Below are 18,064 nucleotides of genomic sequence, written 5' to 3' on the forward strand. Positions count from 1 at the left end.
TTTTGAGAGGAACTTATATATGGAGAATTTTAAAAGCATTTTTATGCAAAATGATTTTAAAGTTACGAAGGAAACAAGCAAGGCAATTGAATTTGAAAACATACATACTAAAGATGTTATTTATCTGCTGCCAAATAAAGAAATTAGTATTGTTCTACATCCTGAAACGGTTGAAAAGAATAGCGGATTACATCATAAAAGCCACGCCGTTTTTAATAGTACTGCTCTAAGCCGTTTTCCAAAAAGGCTAAACACAGGTCAGACCACAATCACATATGGTTATTCTTTTAAATTTAAAACTGAAAATGAACTGAATCGATTTTTAGGTGCAGTAAATCTTATTATTTTTCATAAATAATTTAGGATGCTTCTTAAGTTGTAAACTTTCGAAGCATTTTTGTTTCCGCACATAGTAGCAATTCCCCTGACAGCCCATAGGATAATTTTAAAGGTCTGAAAGAAGGAGTATGTTATGTACAATCATGATAATAGGGCCAATCCGAGTGTTGTTGCATTTGCTAAAGGGGATGTTACGGGAGATCGTGTAGCGGATAACGTATTTTTAACCGGGATTAAAACATCTGATAGTCCGTTTATTCAGGATATAACGTTAGTCGTACAGGATGGAAGAACAGGCAAGATCACAAGAGTGCCACTTTCTGAAAATGCAGGCTATAACCCAACCTTGTTTTTAGGTGATTTTACAGGGAACACTGTCGATGATATTTTAATTAGCATTAATTCAGGCGGAAGCGGAGCCTTCACTTATGATTATGTATATTCTTTTGTCAATAACAGACCGTATTTGATTTTTGATTTTAATGTGTATAACGAACAATACCAATATGACGTTACTTATCTAGATAACTATAAAGTGAAAGTGGTCAGCAAAATTAATCATCTAACGTATTTGATCGATATTTCATTAAGAGATTCTGACTATTTAAATGAAATATACAATGCTAATGGAAAGCTAAAGCATCCGATAACCGGTTTTGTGAATCCGTTGAGTGTATTATATCCGGTTGATTTTGACTCTAATGGTGTTTATGAGCTGCTGGCTTATCAAAAAATAGCAGGACAGTATAATGCAGATGCATTAGGTTATGTAATGAACACATTAGGCTGGAGAAAGAATCGGTTTGTTCTTCAGAATCAGAATGTAGCTATCTTTGGATCATAGGAAATTAACTTTTCGATCTAATCTCACTGTTATGGGGTTAGATTTTTTATTTGTTGAGAATCATACAACTTGAATCGTATTCTTTGATTTTCAATATACGAGGCATTAATATAAATAGTAACTTGAAAAAAGAAAGCAATTGAAACTTATAAAAAGGTGGAGATATACAACATGATGAACGAAAAATACGCACCGCTATTTACTTCTTTCCGTTTTAAAAATGGTATTGAGTTAAAAAACCGCGTAGTAATGGCACCGATGACAAATTTCTCATCTAACGAAGATGGAACAGTTACGGATGAAGAGATTCAATATTATGAGCGCCGTTCTGAAGGTGTTGGCATGGTGATTACTGCTTGTACAAATGTAACGGCGAATGGTAAAGGGTTTCCGGGAGAGTTTGCAGGCGATACGGATGACATGATTCCGAGCCTCCGACGTTTAGCTTCAGCTATTCAAGCAAAAGGTTCAAAAGCCATTTTGCAGATCTTCCATGGCGGCCGTGAAGTTCCGCCTGAACTTGTTCCAAACGGAGATGTCGTCAGTGCAAGTGACATTCCATCAGCAGAAGGCAAACCAGTGCCTCGGCCATTAACTTCATCTGAAGTCGAATCCATTATCCGTGACTTTGGAGAGGCGACGAGACGTGCGATTGAAGCCGGTTACGACGGTGTTGAGATACACGGAGCGAACGGCTACTTGATTCAACAGTTCTTCTCTTCTCACGCTAACCGCCGTGAAGATCAATGGGGTGGTTCGTTAGAAAAGCGCATGGCGTTTCCGATGGCAGTAGTAGATGCTGTACAAAAGGCAGCGGCAGAACACGGTGACGAAAACTTCCTTGTTGGATACCGCTTTTCACCAGAAGAGCCAACAACGCCAGGAATCACAATGGCTGATACATTGGCGCTAGTTGACGCATTAAGTGCAAAGAATCTAGATTACCTTCATGTTTCACTGATGGATTTCTGGTCTGAGCCTAGACGTGGAGTAGAGGATACACGCCCTCGAATTGAGATCATTAAGGAAAGAGCGGGAGACCGTGTACCGGTAATCGGTGTAGGATCAATCTATACAGCAGATGATGCTATCAAAGCGTTTGAGACGGGTGTGCCACTTATCGCACTTGGCCGAGAGCTTATCATCGATCCAGATTGGGTAGAAAAGATCGAGCAGGGACAAGAGTCTGAAATCGTAACAAAAATCGATAATTCCAAACAACAAGAGCTAGTCGTTCCAGATCCATTATGGAACGCAATCATTAACACCCCAGGATGGTTTCCGGGAGTTGAATAGACAGAAAAGAAGCAGGTGCTGAGCCTGCTTCTTTTGTTTGTTAGTTGTTAAATTTAGGTCAATACTGAATTCGTATAAATGGAAAAAGAATTGTATAATGTCTTTTAAACAAAGACAAAAAAGGTGCTATTTTATGAAAAAAATTATTGTAATCGGAGCAGGCATTCTTGGTGCATCAACTGCTTATCATCTTGCTAAGTCAGGTACAGGGGTTACTCTAGTAGATCGCCAAGACAAAGGGCAGGCAACAGACGCGGCAGCTGGAATCGTTTGTCCATGGCTTTCACAGCGGCGCAACAAAGCGTGGTATCAGCTGGTAAAAGGCGGTGCACGCTACTATCCTGAGTTGATTGCTCAATTAGAAGCTGATGGTGAAAAAGATACGGGATACAAGCGTGTTGGGGCGATTAGTCTTCACGATGATCCTGCTAAACTAGAAAAGATGGCGGAACGCGCTCAAAAACGACGGGAAGATGCTCCTGAAATAGGAGAAATATCAATTTTGTCACCTGAAGAAACAAGAAAATTGTTCCCTCCATTATCTGAAGAATATGGTTCTGTTTTTGTGAGAGGCGGAGCACGAGTAAACGGAAGAGCACTGCGTAACGCGTTGACTAACGGTGCAGTTAAGCATGGAGCTAAACTTCTATACGGAAATGCTTCTATCCTTAGTGAAAACAATCGTATTGTCGGAATAAAGCTAGATGAGAAGTCACTGACGGCAGATCAAGTCATTGTTACTGCAGGAGCTTGGTCTCAAGAGTTGCTGCAGTCAATTGGTGTGAACTTTAAAGTAACACCACAAAAGGCGCAAATTGTTCACCTTGAAATGCCCAATATGGATACAGGTTCCTGGCCGGTTGTCATGCCTCCAACAACCCAATACATTCTAAGCTTTGAAGAGGGACGAATTGTAGTAGGTGCAACACATGAGGATGAAGCTGGGTTTGATAATCGAGTAACTGCAGGTGGAATAAGTGAAATCCTAACAAAAGCTTTAGCAATTGCTCCAGGATTATCAGATGGAACGATACTTGAAACAAGGGTAGGTTTCAGACCTTTTACTCCTGGGTTTCTACCTGTAATCGGAGCATTGCCGGGTTATGAAGGAATACTGATAGCTAACGGTTTAGGAGCTTCGGGTTTAACAAGTGGACCATATCTTGGGGCAGAACTTGCGAAACTCGCACTAAACAAACCAACTGAAATTGATATGAGCTTGTATGAAGTTACAGGAGCACTTCAGTAGAATACAAAAAGAAAGACAACTTCCCGCCGAAGTTGTCTTTCTTTTTGTAGTTTGCGAGCGACCTAGAGCGGAAATCAACTACTTTCCAGCGCAACATAGTATACAAAAACAGTCTTTTATTATTTATACTCCCAAAGTCTTCATACTAAAATAATCCAAACACTCATTCACTTGCATCACATTATAGATTTTCTTCTCTAAACAAAATTTAATAACCAAGTCGCTCGTATCGCTATCTGATAGGGAGTAGCCGCCTGACTCAAGCAACTCGTCAAAGTCATCTTCATTTAACTCAAGGGCCAGAGCTAGTGCAATAATCGTATTCTTGCTCGGGCGGTAATCGGAACTAGATCGGATTTTTGAGAAAAGTTTACGGTCTATGCCAGCTTTTTTATAAACATATGAATCTTTGACATCTCTTTTATCAATAAAACTAAACAGCAGCTCTTGTAAAGTTTTTTTTCGATGATTGTTCACAAACTCATCCAGTTCAAAATGAATACTATCGAGGATGAGCTCTTGTTCCATACATTCCGAGTACTTGAAGGAACTCTCATAAATAAAATGCTGTTCAATATACTCCTGCAATTCCAATAAAATCTTCTGATCAATCATATGGTCAACCTCCCGGAAATGTCGCTTATCAGGCGACCAAATAATGGATAATCCTCGCTATTATTATAGCATGACAAACATTTTGGAGGATGAAGATTATGAATAAAAACTTAACGGAGATTGTCTTTTTGCTGGATCGAAGCGGGTCTATGTCAGGGTTGGAACAGGATACGATTGGCGGGTTTAATGCTTTTATCGAAAAGCAGTGCGAACTGGATGGGGAAACACTCTTAACAACGGTGCTTTTTGATAACCAGTATGAAATCTTATGGAACGGTATTGAAGCCAAAAAAGCGAAGCTGACAGATAAAGATTATTACGTAAGAGGGACTACTGCTCTTCTTGATGCAGTAGGGAAAACGATATTAGACGTTGGCTACAGATTATCGAACACAAATGAGGAGCAAAAACCTGGCAAGGTGATATTCGTCATTACAACAGACGGTATGGAAAATGCGAGCAGTGAATTCAATTATGAAAAAGTGCAGCAGCTTATCAAGCACCAACAAGAAAAATACAGCTGGGAGTTCATTTTCATGGGAGCTAATATTGATGCTATAAAGGAAGCTGAGAGCATCGGGATCCAAATGGATAATGCGTTTAATTTTGAAGCAACTGAAGACGGTGTTGAAGAAATGTATAATGTCATGTGTGAAGCCGTAACGATGAAAAGAACATAATTGACAAGGACAGAGATAGAAAGCTCAGAAGCTTTCTGTCTTTTTCTTAATCTCACAAATACGCTGAAACTCTTCTTTGAAAAGTTAATTGGAACGGAAGGGCGAGACTCCTGTGGGATCAGTGGGACAGGAGAGACCATTCAATGTCGCAAAGAGACGAATGGGCTCACCGCACACCCCGCGGAAAGCGAGCCACTGCAGTGGAGATTAACATCTGTCATGGAGCATTCAACTCTGTGAAAAAGCTTTTTATTCAAGTCGTTATAAAACCATAATTTTATGGGCCATGCTAAAATAGTTGATATCTTTAAAATAAATGAGGTGCACTATGAATACATTCTTACAATACAATCCTACAAAACTATTTTTCGGCAAAGGTGAAGTACAGCAAATTTCTAATTTCTTAGATAAAGGTTTAAATGTCCTTGTCGTTTATGGTGGAGGAAGCATCAAGAAAAATGGCGTATATGAAGATGTCATTGTGGAATTAAACAAAGCGGGGGCTACTATTTTCGAATTGTCAGGTGTTGAGCCGAATCCGCGTTTAACTACGGTCCGTAAAGGAGTAGACATCTGTAAAACGGAAAAGATTGATTTCATACTCGCTGTAGGCGGAGGCAGTGTCATCGACTGTACAAAAGCCATTTCTGCAGGAGCTAAATACGATGGAGACACGTGGGATCTAATCACGCAAAAAGCACCAATTGAGAACGCTCTTCCATTCGGTACGGTACTTACACTGGCTGCAACTGGTTCTGAAATGAACTCGATATCTGTGATTACAAACTGGGAAACAAAAGATAAGTTAGGCTGGGGTTCTCCTCTTGTTTATCCAACGTTTTCAATATTAGATCCGAGCTACACATTCTCAGTTCCTCGTGACCAAACCGTCTATGGCATTGTGGATAGCATGTCTCATGCTTTAGAAAGTTATTTCCACCGTACGGAAAACACTCCAATGATCGATGGATTTATCGAATCATTGCTAAGAACGGCCATTGCGACAGGACCGAAATTACTTGAAGATTTAGAGTCGTTTGAACACCGTGAAACGATGATGTATGTGAGTACAACGGCATTCAACGGGACACTTTCGAATGGAACAGATGGCGGTGACTGGGCTACACACCGAATCGAGCATGCGATTTCAGCGGTTTACGATATCCCCCATGGTGGCGGACTGGCGATTCTTTTCCCGAACTGGCTAGAACATGTGTTAGAAGAAGATCCTTCTCGTGTGAAACAGCTGGCGGTTAATGTTTTCGGTATTTCACCAGATAACAAATCAGACATAGAGGCAGCAAAAGAAGGAGCAAAAGCACTGAGAGATTTCTGGAACTCGTTAGGAGCGCCAAACAAATTAAGCGATTATAATATTGATGACAGCGAGTTTGATGCGATGGTTGAGAAAACATTTATCAAGCCAGGTGTTGGAACGTATAAAGAAATGGATCGTGACAGCGTTCGTGACATTTTAAAGCGTTCTTTATAATTAAGATTCATAACTGTGTGTAAAAGACGGTTTAGAAGTCCCTGTAGAAACAGGGGCTTTTCTTTTTATTCAGGGTAATTATTTCCGTTTTGGGGAAGATAAAAAACTATAGGAGGGATATATATGAAAGATAAAGAAGAAAGAGAAAACCAAGAAGCATCTGACGGTATGAACGAACTTGTTGAAATCATAAACGCAAAAGGTGACACTGGTGAATTAAAAGAAATCGTCAATAAGTATGATAAGGACGAAAAAGAGCATTCTCCGCTATGTAATGATGAGTTTTTCTATACAGATTTAAGAGCCATTGCTGAAGATGGAGCGAAGGAAGATTGAAATTAAGTATCGTGGACTGGAAAATTAAATAGGATACCGATTCGCAACTGAGTTGGTATCCTATTTTTTATTTCTTTTTATGAACTTGAACAACTATAGTACTAAACCGTTTATTATCAACATAACCATCTAGCTTCCACATACCTGAGCGAGGCAATGACATTATTGAAGGTAAATGCGCATCTGCTCCATTGTGGGCTCCAAATAGTATGGATTCAACAACGGTTATTTCTTGGCCTGTTTCCTGTGACGTAGCTTTCACTTTAAAGGTTTTGCCAGGTAAGTCTTTGGAGCCCCACAGGTGCCACATGTATTTATTTTCTTTGCGTGGATAAAAACGAACCGCTTCCGAGTCATCGTATAAAAATCCGATTTTACCTTTTTCACCAATCATCGTAGATTTATCGGCTTTAAATAAGGGGCTCTCTTGCCACCCTTTCCATTTTTCTTCTTGCGTACAAGCAGTAAGGAAAAGGATTAGAAGTACTTGTAGAAATCCCTTCATTTTAACAAATCCTCCTTTTCTAAAATTTACCACATGGATATCTAAATTCCTGCTTTTAAATAAAAAGTTTAAGTCAGGCTAAAAAACTGGTATATAAAATAGAGAGCGATAATAGCTCTTTATTTTTATTGAGCTGAAGTTGATTAGGAGTGAACCCCATGATCGAACAACAATATGATAAATTACTGAACATACATACTGAGGAATTCCAAAAAGGGTTCAATGATTCTGCACATTACAACCGTTATGAACCAACGCCCTATCATGCATTAGAAACTCTTTTTCATCATTATGAAATAAAAAGCAGCGATCATGTCGTCGATTTTGGATGCGGCAAGGGAAGGCTGAATTTTTATATTCATTATCATTTCAATGCAACAGTTACGGGTATTGAGATGAATGAATCTTTTTATAACGAAGCCCTCTTAAACCAAATGAACTATGTAAAAAAGAAGAAAGATAAAATTCATTTTCATTGCTGTCTGGCAGAAGAGTACCGCATTGCTGCTTCAGATAATGTGTTTTATTTTTTCAATCCGTTCTCCGTACAGGTGTTTATGAAGGTCATCAATCATATATTAATATCGGTCGAACAAGCCCCGCGCGATGTAGAACTCATCTTATATTACGGTTCAGAAGAGTATCTGCAGTTTCTCGAATACCAGACGGCCTTTGAACAAACAGAAGAGATAAAAATCCCAAATCTTTATGAAAAAAATCCATATGAGCGTTTTTTAATTTATCGACTGGCAGCATAAAAAACAGAGAGTCATGTTGAACTCTCTGTTTTTCCTTTTTAAACGAGCACAACCCACAAAATCATAGCAAACACGATCGTCACGAATCCTTGCAGCAAGGTTGCCATCGTTTGTGCTTTATACGCGTCGGTCACTTTCATTCCGGTAAACTCGGTTACGACCCAAAAGAAGCTGTCATTCACGTGGCTGACTGTCATCGCTCCAGCACCGACGGCCATTACGACAAGTGCTAGAGGAACGGCCCCTTCAATTTCAAGGCCAGGAAGCATCGGGGCAATGAGGGAAGACGTAATAACAAGTGCTGCAGTAGATGATCCTTGAGCCGTTTTTAGAGCAGCGGCGATCAAGAATGGAACGATTAAGAACAATGCTCCGCTAAATACATCACCAAGCGACCAGCTTTGAATCATATCTGCGATGCCTGTATTTTTGATGACCCCGCCAAAAGCACCGCCTGCTCCCGTAATTAATAAAATTGGAGCGGCATCAAGCAGTGCTTCTCCAACCCACTTTGTCATCGTTTCTTCATTGTATTTCGGCAGTAGAGCGAACGCTGCGATTACGCCTGCAAGAAGTGCGACAAGCGGACTTCCTAAGAAAAGAAAAAAGCTTGCGAGACCTCCTTTTACTCCCAGATAAGTTACGATGGAGCCGATACCAATCAATACGATCGGCAAAACAATCGGTAGAAAGGAAAGAAAAGTAGAAGGCATCTTTCCAAATGACTTTACGATATCTTCGTAGTTTATTTCTTCACCATCATCTTCCACTTCAATTTTATTGGCCACTTTTGTCGCCCAAAAATAACCGGCAATTGTCGCGGGGATGGCTGTAATAAGTCCGATTAAGATAACTGTTCCTAAGAAGCTGCCTGCGCCAATGTTTCCCGCAGCAGCGATTGGTCCTGGTGTTGGGGGTACGAGAGTGTGTGTCGCATATAATCCAGTAGCCAGCGCGACAGACATGGAGGCGACAGCAACTTTTGCCCGGTTAGCGAGCGCCTTTCTTAAAGAGGATAAAATAACAAATCCTGAATCACAAAAAACAGGAATGGAAACGATATACCCGATCAAACTCATGGCGAGCTGGGGTCGTTTAGGTCCAACAACACGGAGTACAACTTCTGCCATTCGAAGTGCAGCTCCTGACTTTTCAAGAATGGTCCCGATGATCGTTCCGAAAACAATGACAAGACCAATTCCTCCCATTAGATCTCCGAATCCCGTGTTAACGTTTTCAACAATTTTCATTAAAGGCATGCCGCTAGACATTCCGACAAAGAATGTTCCAAGAATTAAGGATAAAAACGGGTGCAGCTTAAACTTCGTGGCAGCGATTACAACCAGTAAAACACCAATCAATAAAACAATAAATAGCATGATGTGTACCCTCCAGTAAGTTTTTATAATGTGCAGCCATTCAGGGTATTCTTCCTGAGGAGTTTCTACAAGTTTAGTATATTAAGTGGCAAAGTCCAACCTCTTTTAGAGATTAATAGTAAAGAATTGTTTTACATATGTTACCAATAGGATAAACTAAACAATAAGCCTTAATTTTGGGGGATGAAAATGGAAAGTATCATTTTGTGGACGTTTTTGCTCATTATTTTGGTACTTAATTATTCAGTGGTTTATCTGCATAAAAGCGGTCAACTTAAGCTGTTCGTTTCCGGTCTCGCCGTTCTTGTTTTAGCACCTATTTTTGCTTTTATTACAGGTGCATTATTGCTTCATAATACAGATGCGGGGCAAGGTGCAGGCTACGGCGGCTTTTTCGTCGGATTCGTTACCTTTGTAAACGGTATCGTTATTTTGATCGGCAGTCTTGTTTTAGCACTCAGAAAATATGTAAAAGGTGGGCAGCAAAAGGAATTATAGAAAAACCTGGGGAGGAAGTTTATGGATAACGTTTTTGAGCGTTCAAAGGCAAGGTACCTGGTTGGCTGGGTTGTTCTCTCTTTTGTTCTTTCTTTTTTTGTTCCTGATTTTAAATACAGTACGAATCTGCTTTTGCTTATTATTTTATATTTCATTCCACTGTGGTGGTTTAACAGTAAGTTGAAGAAAGACGGACAATCCTTACGCCATTTCTTTCCTAAACCTTTTCCCATAAAAAAGACAACTCTGATGGCATCTGTTGTTATGACACTTGTTTTTGCAGTTGGTATGCTGTTATTAGTTATCGCCGCCATCCTATTTTTATTCCCCGAAGCAGAAAATATGATTTTGCCTAGTCAACCAAAAGAGGTATCACTAGGATTCTTCATTTTTAATATGATAAATTTAGTCATTATAGCCCCAGTTTGTGAAGAAATAATATTTAGAGGATTTGTTTTAGGGAGACTAACTTATAAGTTCGGCGTAAATAAAGGGATTATTTTTTCATCATTCATTTTTGGAGTGATGCACTTTACGAACGTTTTTGGAGCAGCCATGTTTGGTATTATTCTCTGCATTTTATATATCAAATCTAATAGTTTGATCACTACCATTATCGTACATGCTTTTTATAATGCGGTTGTTGCTTGCGGAGATATATATTCTTTTATAGATGAAGGCAATTATTCAGGCAACCTTTCTGCACCGCCTTTGTATCCGACAATGATCGTGGCACTACTATGTACGATCATTGCGTTGCTGTGGATTGTGCCGTTCCTAAAAAAGAACTGGCAGCCAGCTCCGTTGGTGTATGAAAATCAGGTCATTGAACAATAAAATGAAAGTTTAACAGGCAGCTTCTTTTATAGAAGGTGTCTTTTTTTCAGTCTTCGCATACTTTGTTGTTCTTGAAAGTGGTTAAATTCCGTTTCAGGATGCTCGTTTTCCGCGGGGTGTGCGGTGAGCCTCCCTGGCGCTCTGCACCTGCGGGGTCTCACCTGTCACACTGATCCCGTAGGAGTCTCGCACCTTGCACTCCAATTAACTTACCAATGATGAGAAGGAATAGTACGATCCAAAAGCAACAATTTTAAAAAAAAAGCCATTTTTCGAACCATAAAAATAAAATTTGCATATATTGGTAATATATAGTACATTACAAGAGTAATGTACTAAGGTAGTGTATCGGAGGTGACGCAGCTTGATTTTGAATTCTAACAGTATTACGCCTATCTATATGCAGATTGCAGAATGGCTTGAAACTGAAATCATAAATGAAACGATAACATCGGATGAAAAAATTTACTCGCAGTATCAGTTAGCCGAAATGTTCAATATTAATCCAGCAACAGCTGCCAAGGGAATCAATATATTGGCAGACGAAAACGTTCTGTATAAAAAGCGAGGGTTGGGAATGTTTGTAGCCACAGATGCTAGAGAAATCATTTTGAAGAAAAGAAAAAGTACAAAGCTCCATGACATGGTTCATGAACTTGTAAAAGAAGCCATACAGCTCCAAGTTTCAAAAGAAGAACTCGTAAATATGATTCAGCAAATGCACGTCAAAATAAAGGGGGAAGAGCAATGAAGGTAGTGGAATGCAAAGACCTTACGAAAGTGTATGGCAGATCTAATGCGCTCAATAACCTTTCGTTTTCTATAGAAGAGAATAAAATTACTGGTTTGATCGGACGCAATGGGGCAGGAAAGACAACACTTTTAAAAATAATGGCTGGTTTTCTTCATCATTCATCAGGTGAAATTAAGGTGTTTGAGGAAACGCCTTTTAATAACTTGAAAGTTTCAGCAAACTCTATTTTTATCGACAATGAAATGAGCTTTCCCCCAGCGTTAAGCCTTAAAGAACTATTGATTACTGCTGGAAGTTTTTATCCATACTGGGACCAGAAACTCGCTGATCGTCTATTTGATTATTTTTCGTTTAATCCTAATATCCGTCACGGAAATCTATCAAAAGGGATGAAAAGCACGTTTAACATGATCGTAGGTTTGGCAGCCAGATGTCCGCTTACTATTTTTGATGAACCGACAAGCGGTATGGATTCTGGCGTGAGAAAAGATTTTTACCGTGCGGTTCTAAAAGACTATCTCGCACATCCAAGATCGATAATTTTATCGAGCCATCTGGTTGAAGAAGTGGAAGACCTTTTAGAAGATATATTGCTTATAAAAGAAGGAGAAAAATGCCTGCATATGCCGGTGGAAGATCTGAAAGAATACGCCGTTGGAATAAGCGGGAAAACGGCTATTGTGGATGAGGTCCTTTCTGGGAAAGATATTATTTTTGAACAGAGTATAGGAACAGACAGCACGTATGTGGTGATAAAAAAGGATGGTTCACAAAAAGAGTTGGAAAAGGCTGAAGAGTCAGGTTTGGAGCTTACAGCTGTTTCTATTGATAATTTATGCTTGTATTTAACGAGCAAAACTACAGGAGGTATTGACCATGTATTTAGCTGAGGTGAATGCTTGGGATATTGTGAAAAAACAATACCAATATAAACTGCAGTCGTATATGGGTGTGTTTACATCGCTTATTGTTATCCAAATCATTGCTATCTTATTTTCGTTTAATGGTACAGGAATGAGTGGAGGAGGTAGTTCAACTTTTTCGTATAGTTTAAATTATTATTCTGGCAGTATGATTCTTATATTTACGATGATTTGGGGTTTAATAACAGCAATTATTATTACATCTAAAGCCTACCGTTATGATGATTATTCGTTTATTACCAACCGGGGAACCACTCATACTTCTAACCTTCTATTTCTTTTGTCGGCTAGCATATTTGCTGGGATTACCGTTCTATTATGTACTCATTTCATTCAGGTCCTATATATTTACAGCGTGAATTCAGAGTCTGTTATGTTTGAGCAGTTAACAATCATTCAAAACTTAAAAGGAATAAGCGGAACGATCCTATATATTTTCTTTTTCACAAGTATAGGTTATTTCATTGGATCGCTCATCCAAATTAGCAGACTATTTATTTTTGTGCTGCCCGTTCTTTTTTTTGGAGCTGTAATTGCTGATGGCCTGGGAAAAGAACAATCGATGATTCCTCATGTAATAAAATTTTTTGGAAATGAGTCTTCTTTTGGATTATTCATTTTAAAAATTTTAGCGGCTTCTGCTTTAATGTATGGATTTGCAATTATAATCTCCAAAAAACTGGAGGTTAGACCATGAGTCTATTGCTTGCCATTGTGCCGATTATCGTCGTCGTTTTATTGTTATCAGGAATACTTTTTGCATTCAAGCCCAAAAAGAAAAAACCTGTTATGGGTGTTAAAAAAACAAAATGGATTGTTGGAAGTTACGCAGTCATTCTAATAATAGCTACAGTATTATCATTCCTCTTGCCTATCGACAGGAACACGGCGGGAAAAAGTTTAAGTAAATCAGAAGTGGATAAGATTCAAAAAGTTCAGGATAGTATTTATGGATCTATAAGTAATGGGAGATTTAAAGAACAAGAATTTAAAGGTGCCTTGATTAAGAAAAAGAGCTGGTCATTTCCGTTTAATGAGAAAGCATTAACTTTTTCATTACGTAACCCAGATAACTTTAGCCCATCGATTCTTGTAGAAAAAACGAATGCAAGAGAAATTCAGGGGATCTATTATGTAGGTAAAGCGATTGTAGATGGTATTGATGTAACTGATAAAATTTCATCTCCAACTATTCATTTAAATCATTCCTCATTAATAATTGGAAATCCTGATGCAAAAGAAGTGAAATTCGCAAAATTTTCAACAGCCTTTTCGTTTGATCAGTTTTCAGGGAAACCAACTGTATTTAATCATGAAAGTTATGGAATCTTTGGAATCGATATTTTGTATTTGAAAGTTCCTAAAAATGTTCAGATCACTGGAGATTACCATCCAGTGAATTAAATTATTTACTACGACAGAGGGTTCCGGCTCTCTGTCTCGAATTTTTTAGTAGGATAAAATGTTTTAAGGAGAAAATACATATGTCTAAGATAAACAAAAACTGTCAAAGCTGCGGAATGCCGCTTGCGCGTGATGAAAAAGGCGGAGGAACTGAAAAAAACGGAGAAATCAGCAAAACCTATTGCAGTCATTGTTATATAAATGGTGCGTTTACGGCTCCAGAACTGACAGTTGATCAGATGAGAGAAAGAGTGAAAGGGAAGTTAGCGGAGTTCGGTTTCCCAAGATTCCTAACGGGAATGTTCACTCGTAACATACACAAGCTGGATCGCTGGAAAAATCAATAAAGGGAGGCGTTTTTTTGAGTGAGAATAATATGCTGCTAGAAGCATACAAGGAAACAAACTACCAGGTAACGAGTCATGGTAAAAGGAACGTCGATATATTGAAGGAAGCATTGAAAACAATAGATGGCCAGCAAGATAGTGATATGTACGGCGAAGGGAAAATAATAGAAGATTTTCAGGACAAAATGGCTGCTTATTTAGGAAAAGAATCAGCAATCTTTTTCCCTAGCGGAACGATGGCACAGCAGATTGCATTGCGAATTTGGTGTGATCAAAAAGGGATAAAAAAAGTCGCCTACCATCCTTTATGTCATTTAGAGATTCATGAAGAAGATGGATTGAAGGAACTGCATCAGATCGAACCGATTTTGCTCGCGGATAAAAATACAATAATCACGCTAGACGATGTAATGAACTTGAATGAGGAGATTTCTTGTTTGCTGTTAGAGCTTCCTCAGCGTGAGATTGGCGGTCAGCTGCCAGATTACGAAACAATTGAATCGATATCCATTTATTGCCGTAAAAAAGGAATCAAGCTGCACTTGGATGGCGCTCGACTGTTTGAAATTCTTCCCTATTACGAAAAGTCGGCAGTTGAAGTTTGTGCACTCTTTGATAGTGTTTATGTATCGTTTTATAAAGGAATTGGCGGCGTAGCAGGAGCGATTTTAGCAGGTGATAAGTCCTTTACAGATGAATCGAAAATTTGGAAAAGACGCCATGGCGGTGACTTGATCAGCCTATATCCTTATATCATCAGCGGGGATTATTATTTTGAGCAGCGGATCAATAAAATGGAGCAATATTATGAAGGGGCCAAAGAGCTTGCTGCACTTTATAATCAATGTACTGATGTTTCTACAGTTCCCATACAACCGGTTTCTAATATGTTTCATGTTCATTTTCAATGGCCAAAGGAAAAAGTTGAGCCTATTCTTGTAGATATCTACAGAGAATCAGGAATCGGGTTAACGGGTCATCTGAGAGAAGTTAGTGAGAAAGAATGTTATTTTGAAGTAAGTATTGGAGATCAATATAATGAAGTTCCTAAAGATCAGTTGAATGCGGCATTTCAGCATCTTAACGAGAAATTATCAGGGGTTATAAAATAAAATAAATTGATCAAAATACCATCGATTGTTCGATGGTATTTTTTGCATCATTTGTCGGAAAAACACTTCCATATTTTGTTGTTTTTTATAAATATCATGGTATTCTATTTTAGTGGATTTGTAAAAAAACGGGGAAGAAGTGAGTGCGTATGGAACAAAATAAAAGAATGCCATTTGTTATCCTGGCTATGGCGCTGGGACTTTTTATGTCATCTCTTGATAATACAATCGTATCAGCAAGCATCAGCCAGGTTATTCAGGATATAGGCGGGTTTGAAAAGATGAGCTGGATCTTTACGGCTTACATGCTGGCTGCGACAAGTACGATGCTTGTTTTCGGTAAAATGAGCGATTTATTCGGACGTAAATTATTTTATTTGATTGGAATCAGCCTATTTTTAATCGGATCTGCTTTAAGCGGAACGGCTCAAAACATCGATCAATTGATTGCTTATCGTGTAATTCAGGGGATTGGATCTGGAGCTATTTTTCCAATTTCGTTTACAATTATTTATTCGGTTTCGACAAGTCCGAAGCAAGCGGCAAAAATGTCTGGGATTTTTGCAGGGATATTCGGTATCTCGTCAGTATTAGGACCGCAAATTGGTACATGGATTTCTGAAGCTTCATGGTTAGGTTGGAGATGGTGTTTTTATGTCAACGTGCCGTTTGGCATTCTCTCCATCATTGCTTTAACATTCGCGTTAAAAGAATCCAAGTCTGATAAGAAGCCAAAAGTAGATTATCTTGGAACACTGCTCTTGATTACATCGACAGTCCTGCTGCTCCTCGGTCTGGAATGGGGCGGAAAAGATTACGCATGGGATTCGGTTCAGATCATTTCCATGTTTAGTGGGGCGGCTGCTGCGATTGCACTGTTTTTATGGGTTGAAACGAAGGCAGCGGAACCGATTTTACCGCTTGAAATCTTTAAAAATAAAATGGTTCTTGGCACAAGTATCGTTGTATTCTGCCAAGGAGCAATCATGTTCTCTGCTATCACGTACCTGCCGATTTTATCTGTCGCGGTTATGGGGAATGAAAATTCAAATGGTGTATTAACACCAATGATGTTTCCGATCATGGTCGGAGCTATTATTGGAGGATTCCTTTGCACGAAAGTTCCGTTTAGAACGATTATGATTATCTCAATGGGTATGGGCATTTTTGAAGCATATATGTTAGGCAGCATCACACACGAAACAGCTAAATGGACGGTTACGCTTGTCATGATTGCAATGGGTCTTGTTGTACTAGGACCGCTTATGAGTGTATCGCAGAACGCTGTTGCGCAGTCAGTGGACATGAAATACATGGGAATTGCTTCATCAGTCGTTGGTTTTTGGCGCAGTATTGGCGGTGTAATGGGAGCTGCTATTACAGCAACGATTGTTAACAACGACTTAAAAGAAAAAATGCTCGATTTTGCAGCCACTTCTAAAATGCCTGCCGATCAGATTGGTAAAATGGCGAAACCGGAAGTCTTAATGCAAAAAAATGCAAACATTCCTCCGCAATTAGTGGATTTCATGAGAGGTGCACTCGAAACGGCACTTCATCACGGATTTATTTTAGCCCTCGTTGCAGGATGTATCGGATTAGTGGTAGCCTTCTTCGTTGGAGGAGACCGCTACGTAATGCGCCAAACTGCTGAGGAAACCGGAAAAGCAGCGAGCTAATAGCTTGCAGCTTGTCATTTAAGGCACAGCACAATAAAATAGTAATAATCAAATACTAATAATCATGGTGTCTATTACAGACTTAATAGGGAATCTGGTGTGAAGCCAGAACTGTACCCGCAACTGTAAGTGCTGACAAAATAAGCGAAATCCACTGTCTGAAGATGGGAAGGGCTTAAAGTAGAATGAAGCACGAGTCAGGAGACCTGCCATTTTTATCGCGTTGATCTTCTTCGGGAGTTGGGAAGATAAGACGAAGGATTTTTAATTGCTGCAGAGTATTTCTGTCTATTAAGTATTCTTCCGTTTTATTAATAATTTTAACTCCGTCCATTGTGATGGAGTTTTTTTGTTACTTTATATAAGTCGTTACATCCCAACTCCTACTAAAAAATAGGAGTAATTAACTCCTGGAATGAGGTAATGGATGAAACAATTATCATCAAACATTTCAAGAACGATTCAGACAAAATTGGTGTTGCCGCCTGACACGAACCACATGGGAACGATTTTCGGTGGAACGGTTTTATCATATATAGATGAAATCGCTGCAATCTCCGCGATGAAGCACAGTCAAAAGGTTGTTGTAACGGCTTCAATCGATAATGTAAACTTTTTATCCTCTGCAAAAGTGGGAGATATTTTAATATTAGAAGGTGTCGTTATTTCAACAGGCAGAACATCTATGGAGGTATATGTAAAAGTTGAATGCCAGAATTTAGAGACAGGAAACCGTACTCTGAATACAACTTCAATACTAACGATGGTAGCGATCGATGTTGAAGGCTCTCCAACACCTGTTCCAAGTGTGATTCCTGAGACTGATGAAGAAGTAACGCTGTTTCAGAATGCACAGCTAAGAAAGGAAAAACGATTATTTTACAAAAATGTGAATCAATATGATAAACCACTTTAAAAAGAAAAACCCTGAGTCCAGTTGGGGAACCGGACTCAGGGTTTTTGCATTGTTTGAAAAGCAGCATTTATGCCAGATGTGCTGATTTCAGAAACAATAAA

22 protein-coding genes and 1 riboswitch are annotated in these 18,064 nt (G+C 39.1%); of the genes, 19 read left to right on the plus strand and 3 right to left on the minus strand.

All coding sequences use genetic code 11. The features are described from left to right. Positions 1 to 19: 19 nt before the first annotated feature. The 4 genes from J2X07_RS16410 (at position 20) to J2X07_RS16425 (ending at position 3,728) form a co-directional block, all read left to right on the plus strand. A complete protein-coding gene (locus tag J2X07_RS16410; protein ID WP_310261156.1) occupies positions 20 to 358 on the plus strand; it encodes a hypothetical protein in 339 nt (112 codons plus the stop codon). 114 nt (positions 359 to 472) lie between these two features. After that, positions 473 to 1,183, plus strand: a complete 711-nt coding sequence (locus J2X07_RS16415) for a VCBS repeat-containing protein (protein WP_310261158.1) — start codon at positions 473 to 475, stop codon at positions 1,181 to 1,183. 171 nt (positions 1,184 to 1,354) lie between these two features. Beyond that, the gene (locus tag J2X07_RS16420) at positions 1,355 to 2,479 is read left to right on the plus strand and encodes an NADH-dependent flavin oxidoreductase (RefSeq protein WP_310261160.1); all 1,125 of its coding nucleotides are present in this window, start codon (positions 1,355 to 1,357) and stop codon (positions 2,477 to 2,479) included. 133 nt (positions 2,480 to 2,612) lie between these two features. Next, the gene (locus J2X07_RS16425) at positions 2,613 to 3,728 is read left to right on the plus strand and encodes an NAD(P)/FAD-dependent oxidoreductase (RefSeq protein ID WP_310261162.1); all 1,116 of its coding nucleotides are present in this window, start codon (positions 2,613 to 2,615) and stop codon (positions 3,726 to 3,728) included. Positions 3,729 to 3,851: 123 nt separating this feature from the next. Here the strand turns inward: J2X07_RS16425 and J2X07_RS16430 are convergent, their stop codons facing one another. After that, the gene (locus J2X07_RS16430) at positions 3,852 to 4,343 is read right to left on the minus strand and encodes a hypothetical protein (RefSeq protein WP_310261164.1); all 492 of its coding nucleotides are present in this window, start codon (positions 4,341 to 4,343) and stop codon (positions 3,852 to 3,854) included. A 98-nt stretch (positions 4,344 to 4,441) separates the two neighbouring features. Between J2X07_RS16430 and J2X07_RS16435 the strand changes: the two genes are divergently transcribed. From J2X07_RS16435 to J2X07_RS16450, 4 genes are all read left to right on the plus strand, one after another. Further along, positions 4,442 to 5,023, plus strand: coding sequence for a vWA domain-containing protein (locus J2X07_RS16435; protein ID WP_310261166.1), 582 nt, complete (start codon positions 4,442 to 4,444; stop codon positions 5,021 to 5,023). Positions 5,024 to 5,166: 143 nt separating this feature from the next. Then, positions 5,167 to 5,298, plus strand: a complete 132-nt coding sequence (locus J2X07_RS16440; RefSeq protein WP_310261169.1) for a hypothetical protein — start codon at positions 5,167 to 5,169, stop codon at positions 5,296 to 5,298. A gap of 53 nt (positions 5,299 to 5,351) precedes the next feature. Continuing rightward, on the plus strand, positions 5,352 to 6,515 hold the full coding sequence (locus tag J2X07_RS16445) for an iron-containing alcohol dehydrogenase (protein WP_310261171.1): 1,164 nt from the start codon (positions 5,352 to 5,354) through the stop codon (positions 6,513 to 6,515). A gap of 123 nt (positions 6,516 to 6,638) precedes the next feature. Next, positions 6,639 to 6,851 carry a hypothetical protein gene (locus J2X07_RS16450; protein ID WP_310261173.1) on the plus strand — a complete coding sequence of 71 codons (213 nt, stop codon included), beginning with the start codon at positions 6,639 to 6,641 and terminating at the stop codon, positions 6,849 to 6,851. Between the two features lie 67 nt (positions 6,852 to 6,918). Here J2X07_RS16450 and J2X07_RS16455 read toward each other — a convergent pair whose 3' ends face one another. After that, positions 6,919 to 7,356, minus strand: coding sequence for a DUF4871 domain-containing protein (locus tag J2X07_RS16455; RefSeq protein ID WP_310261176.1), 438 nt, complete (start codon positions 7,354 to 7,356; stop codon positions 6,919 to 6,921). A gap of 158 nt (positions 7,357 to 7,514) precedes the next feature. On the opposite strand from J2X07_RS16455, the gene J2X07_RS16460 reads away from it, so the two are divergent. Then, positions 7,515 to 8,114 (plus strand): SAM-dependent methyltransferase, encoded by a 600-nt coding sequence (locus J2X07_RS16460; RefSeq protein WP_310261179.1) that lies wholly within the window; start codon positions 7,515 to 7,517, stop codon positions 8,112 to 8,114. 38 nt (positions 8,115 to 8,152) lie between these two features. On the opposite strand, the gene J2X07_RS16465 is transcribed toward J2X07_RS16460, so the two are convergent. Further along, the gene (locus J2X07_RS16465; RefSeq protein WP_310261182.1) at positions 8,153 to 9,493 is read right to left on the minus strand and encodes a GntP family permease; all 1,341 of its coding nucleotides are present in this window, start codon (positions 9,491 to 9,493) and stop codon (positions 8,153 to 8,155) included. Positions 9,494 to 9,682: 189 nt separating this feature from the next. On the opposite strand from J2X07_RS16465, the gene J2X07_RS16470 reads away from it, so the two are divergent. The 10 genes from J2X07_RS16470 (at position 9,683) to J2X07_RS16515 (ending at position 17,963) form a co-directional block, all read left to right on the plus strand. After that, positions 9,683 to 9,991, plus strand: a complete 309-nt coding sequence (locus J2X07_RS16470) for an inner-membrane translocator (protein WP_310261185.1) — start codon at positions 9,683 to 9,685, stop codon at positions 9,989 to 9,991. 21 nt (positions 9,992 to 10,012) lie between these two features. Beyond that, on the plus strand, positions 10,013 to 10,828 hold the full coding sequence (locus J2X07_RS16475) for a CPBP family intramembrane glutamic endopeptidase (protein WP_310261187.1): 816 nt from the start codon (positions 10,013 to 10,015) through the stop codon (positions 10,826 to 10,828). Between the two features lie 364 nt (positions 10,829 to 11,192). Next, positions 11,193 to 11,579 (plus strand): GntR family transcriptional regulator, encoded by a 387-nt coding sequence (locus J2X07_RS16480; RefSeq protein WP_310261189.1) that lies wholly within the window; start codon positions 11,193 to 11,195, stop codon positions 11,577 to 11,579. Continuing rightward, positions 11,576 to 12,472 carry an ABC transporter ATP-binding protein gene (locus tag J2X07_RS16485; RefSeq protein ID WP_310261190.1) on the plus strand — a complete coding sequence of 299 codons (897 nt, stop codon included), beginning with the start codon at positions 11,576 to 11,578 and terminating at the stop codon, positions 12,470 to 12,472. Before J2X07_RS16480 ends, J2X07_RS16485 begins: the two co-directional genes overlap by 4 nt. Continuing rightward, the gene (locus tag J2X07_RS16490) at positions 12,459 to 13,202 is read left to right on the plus strand and encodes a hypothetical protein (protein ID WP_310261192.1); all 744 of its coding nucleotides are present in this window, start codon (positions 12,459 to 12,461) and stop codon (positions 13,200 to 13,202) included. The genes J2X07_RS16485 and J2X07_RS16490 overlap by 14 nt, the downstream gene beginning before the upstream one ends. Next, positions 13,199 to 13,909, plus strand: coding sequence for a hypothetical protein (locus J2X07_RS16495; RefSeq protein WP_310261194.1), 711 nt, complete (start codon positions 13,199 to 13,201; stop codon positions 13,907 to 13,909). The genes J2X07_RS16490 and J2X07_RS16495 overlap by 4 nt, the downstream gene beginning before the upstream one ends. Before the next feature lie 80 nt (positions 13,910 to 13,989). Next, positions 13,990 to 14,256: a zinc ribbon domain-containing protein gene (locus J2X07_RS16500; RefSeq protein ID WP_310261197.1), complete on the plus strand. Its 267-nt coding sequence runs from the start codon at positions 13,990 to 13,992 to the stop codon at positions 14,254 to 14,256. Positions 14,257 to 14,270: 14 nt separating this feature from the next. Further along, positions 14,271 to 15,368 carry a threonine aldolase family protein gene (locus J2X07_RS16505; RefSeq protein ID WP_310261198.1) on the plus strand — a complete coding sequence of 366 codons (1,098 nt, stop codon included), beginning with the start codon at positions 14,271 to 14,273 and terminating at the stop codon, positions 15,366 to 15,368. Between the two features lie 149 nt (positions 15,369 to 15,517). After that, positions 15,518 to 17,047, plus strand: a complete 1,530-nt coding sequence (locus J2X07_RS16510) for an MFS transporter (protein ID WP_310261201.1) — start codon at positions 15,518 to 15,520, stop codon at positions 17,045 to 17,047. Positions 17,048 to 17,095: 48 nt separating this feature from the next. After that, positions 17,096 to 17,275, plus strand: a riboswitch (cobalamin riboswitch). Between the two features lie 199 nt (positions 17,276 to 17,474). Further along, positions 17,475 to 17,963, plus strand: a complete 489-nt coding sequence (locus J2X07_RS16515) for an acyl-CoA thioesterase (RefSeq protein ID WP_310261203.1) — start codon at positions 17,475 to 17,477, stop codon at positions 17,961 to 17,963. Positions 17,964 to 18,064: the final 101 nt, after the last annotated feature.

The organism is Fictibacillus barbaricus (assembly GCF_031457135.1).
Classification (GTDB): Bacteria; Bacillota; Bacilli; order Bacillales; family Fictibacillaceae; genus Fictibacillus; species Fictibacillus barbaricus_A.

Coding starts and splice junctions, on each gene's coding strand:
- J2X07_RS16410 (WP_310261156.1), top strand. CDS start 20: ATGGAGAATTTTAAAAGCATTTTTATGCAAAATGATTTTAAAGTTACG.
- J2X07_RS16415 (WP_310261158.1), top strand. CDS start 473: ATGTACAATCATGATAATAGGGCCAATCCGAGTGTTGTTGCATTTGCT.
- J2X07_RS16420 (WP_310261160.1), top strand. CDS start 1,355: ATGATGAACGAAAAATACGCACCGCTATTTACTTCTTTCCGTTTTAAA.
- J2X07_RS16425 (WP_310261162.1), top strand. CDS start 2,613: ATGAAAAAAATTATTGTAATCGGAGCAGGCATTCTTGGTGCATCAACT.
- J2X07_RS16430 (WP_310261164.1), bottom strand. CDS start 4,343: ATGATTGATCAGAAGATTTTATTGGAATTGCAGGAGTATATTGAACAG.
- J2X07_RS16435 (WP_310261166.1), top strand. CDS start 4,442: ATGAATAAAAACTTAACGGAGATTGTCTTTTTGCTGGATCGAAGCGGG.
- J2X07_RS16440 (WP_310261169.1), top strand. CDS start 5,167: ATGTCGCAAAGAGACGAATGGGCTCACCGCACACCCCGCGGAAAGCGA.
- J2X07_RS16445 (WP_310261171.1), top strand. CDS start 5,352: ATGAATACATTCTTACAATACAATCCTACAAAACTATTTTTCGGCAAA.
- J2X07_RS16450 (WP_310261173.1), top strand. CDS start 6,639: ATGAAAGATAAAGAAGAAAGAGAAAACCAAGAAGCATCTGACGGTATG.
- J2X07_RS16455 (WP_310261176.1), bottom strand. CDS start 7,356: ATGAAGGGATTTCTACAAGTACTTCTAATCCTTTTCCTTACTGCTTGT.
- J2X07_RS16460 (WP_310261179.1), top strand. CDS start 7,515: ATGATCGAACAACAATATGATAAATTACTGAACATACATACTGAGGAA.
- J2X07_RS16465 (WP_310261182.1), bottom strand. CDS start 9,493: ATGCTATTTATTGTTTTATTGATTGGTGTTTTACTGGTTGTAATCGCT.
- J2X07_RS16470 (WP_310261185.1), top strand. CDS start 9,683: ATGGAAAGTATCATTTTGTGGACGTTTTTGCTCATTATTTTGGTACTT.
- J2X07_RS16475 (WP_310261187.1), top strand. CDS start 10,013: ATGGATAACGTTTTTGAGCGTTCAAAGGCAAGGTACCTGGTTGGCTGG.
- J2X07_RS16485 (WP_310261190.1), top strand. CDS start 11,576: ATGAAGGTAGTGGAATGCAAAGACCTTACGAAAGTGTATGGCAGATCT.
- J2X07_RS16490 (WP_310261192.1), top strand. CDS start 12,459: ATGTATTTAGCTGAGGTGAATGCTTGGGATATTGTGAAAAAACAATAC.
- J2X07_RS16495 (WP_310261194.1), top strand. CDS start 13,199: ATGAGTCTATTGCTTGCCATTGTGCCGATTATCGTCGTCGTTTTATTG.
- J2X07_RS16500 (WP_310261197.1), top strand. CDS start 13,990: ATGTCTAAGATAAACAAAAACTGTCAAAGCTGCGGAATGCCGCTTGCG.
- J2X07_RS16510 (WP_310261201.1), top strand. CDS start 15,518: ATGGAACAAAATAAAAGAATGCCATTTGTTATCCTGGCTATGGCGCTG.
- J2X07_RS16515 (WP_310261203.1), top strand. CDS start 17,475: ATGAAACAATTATCATCAAACATTTCAAGAACGATTCAGACAAAATTG.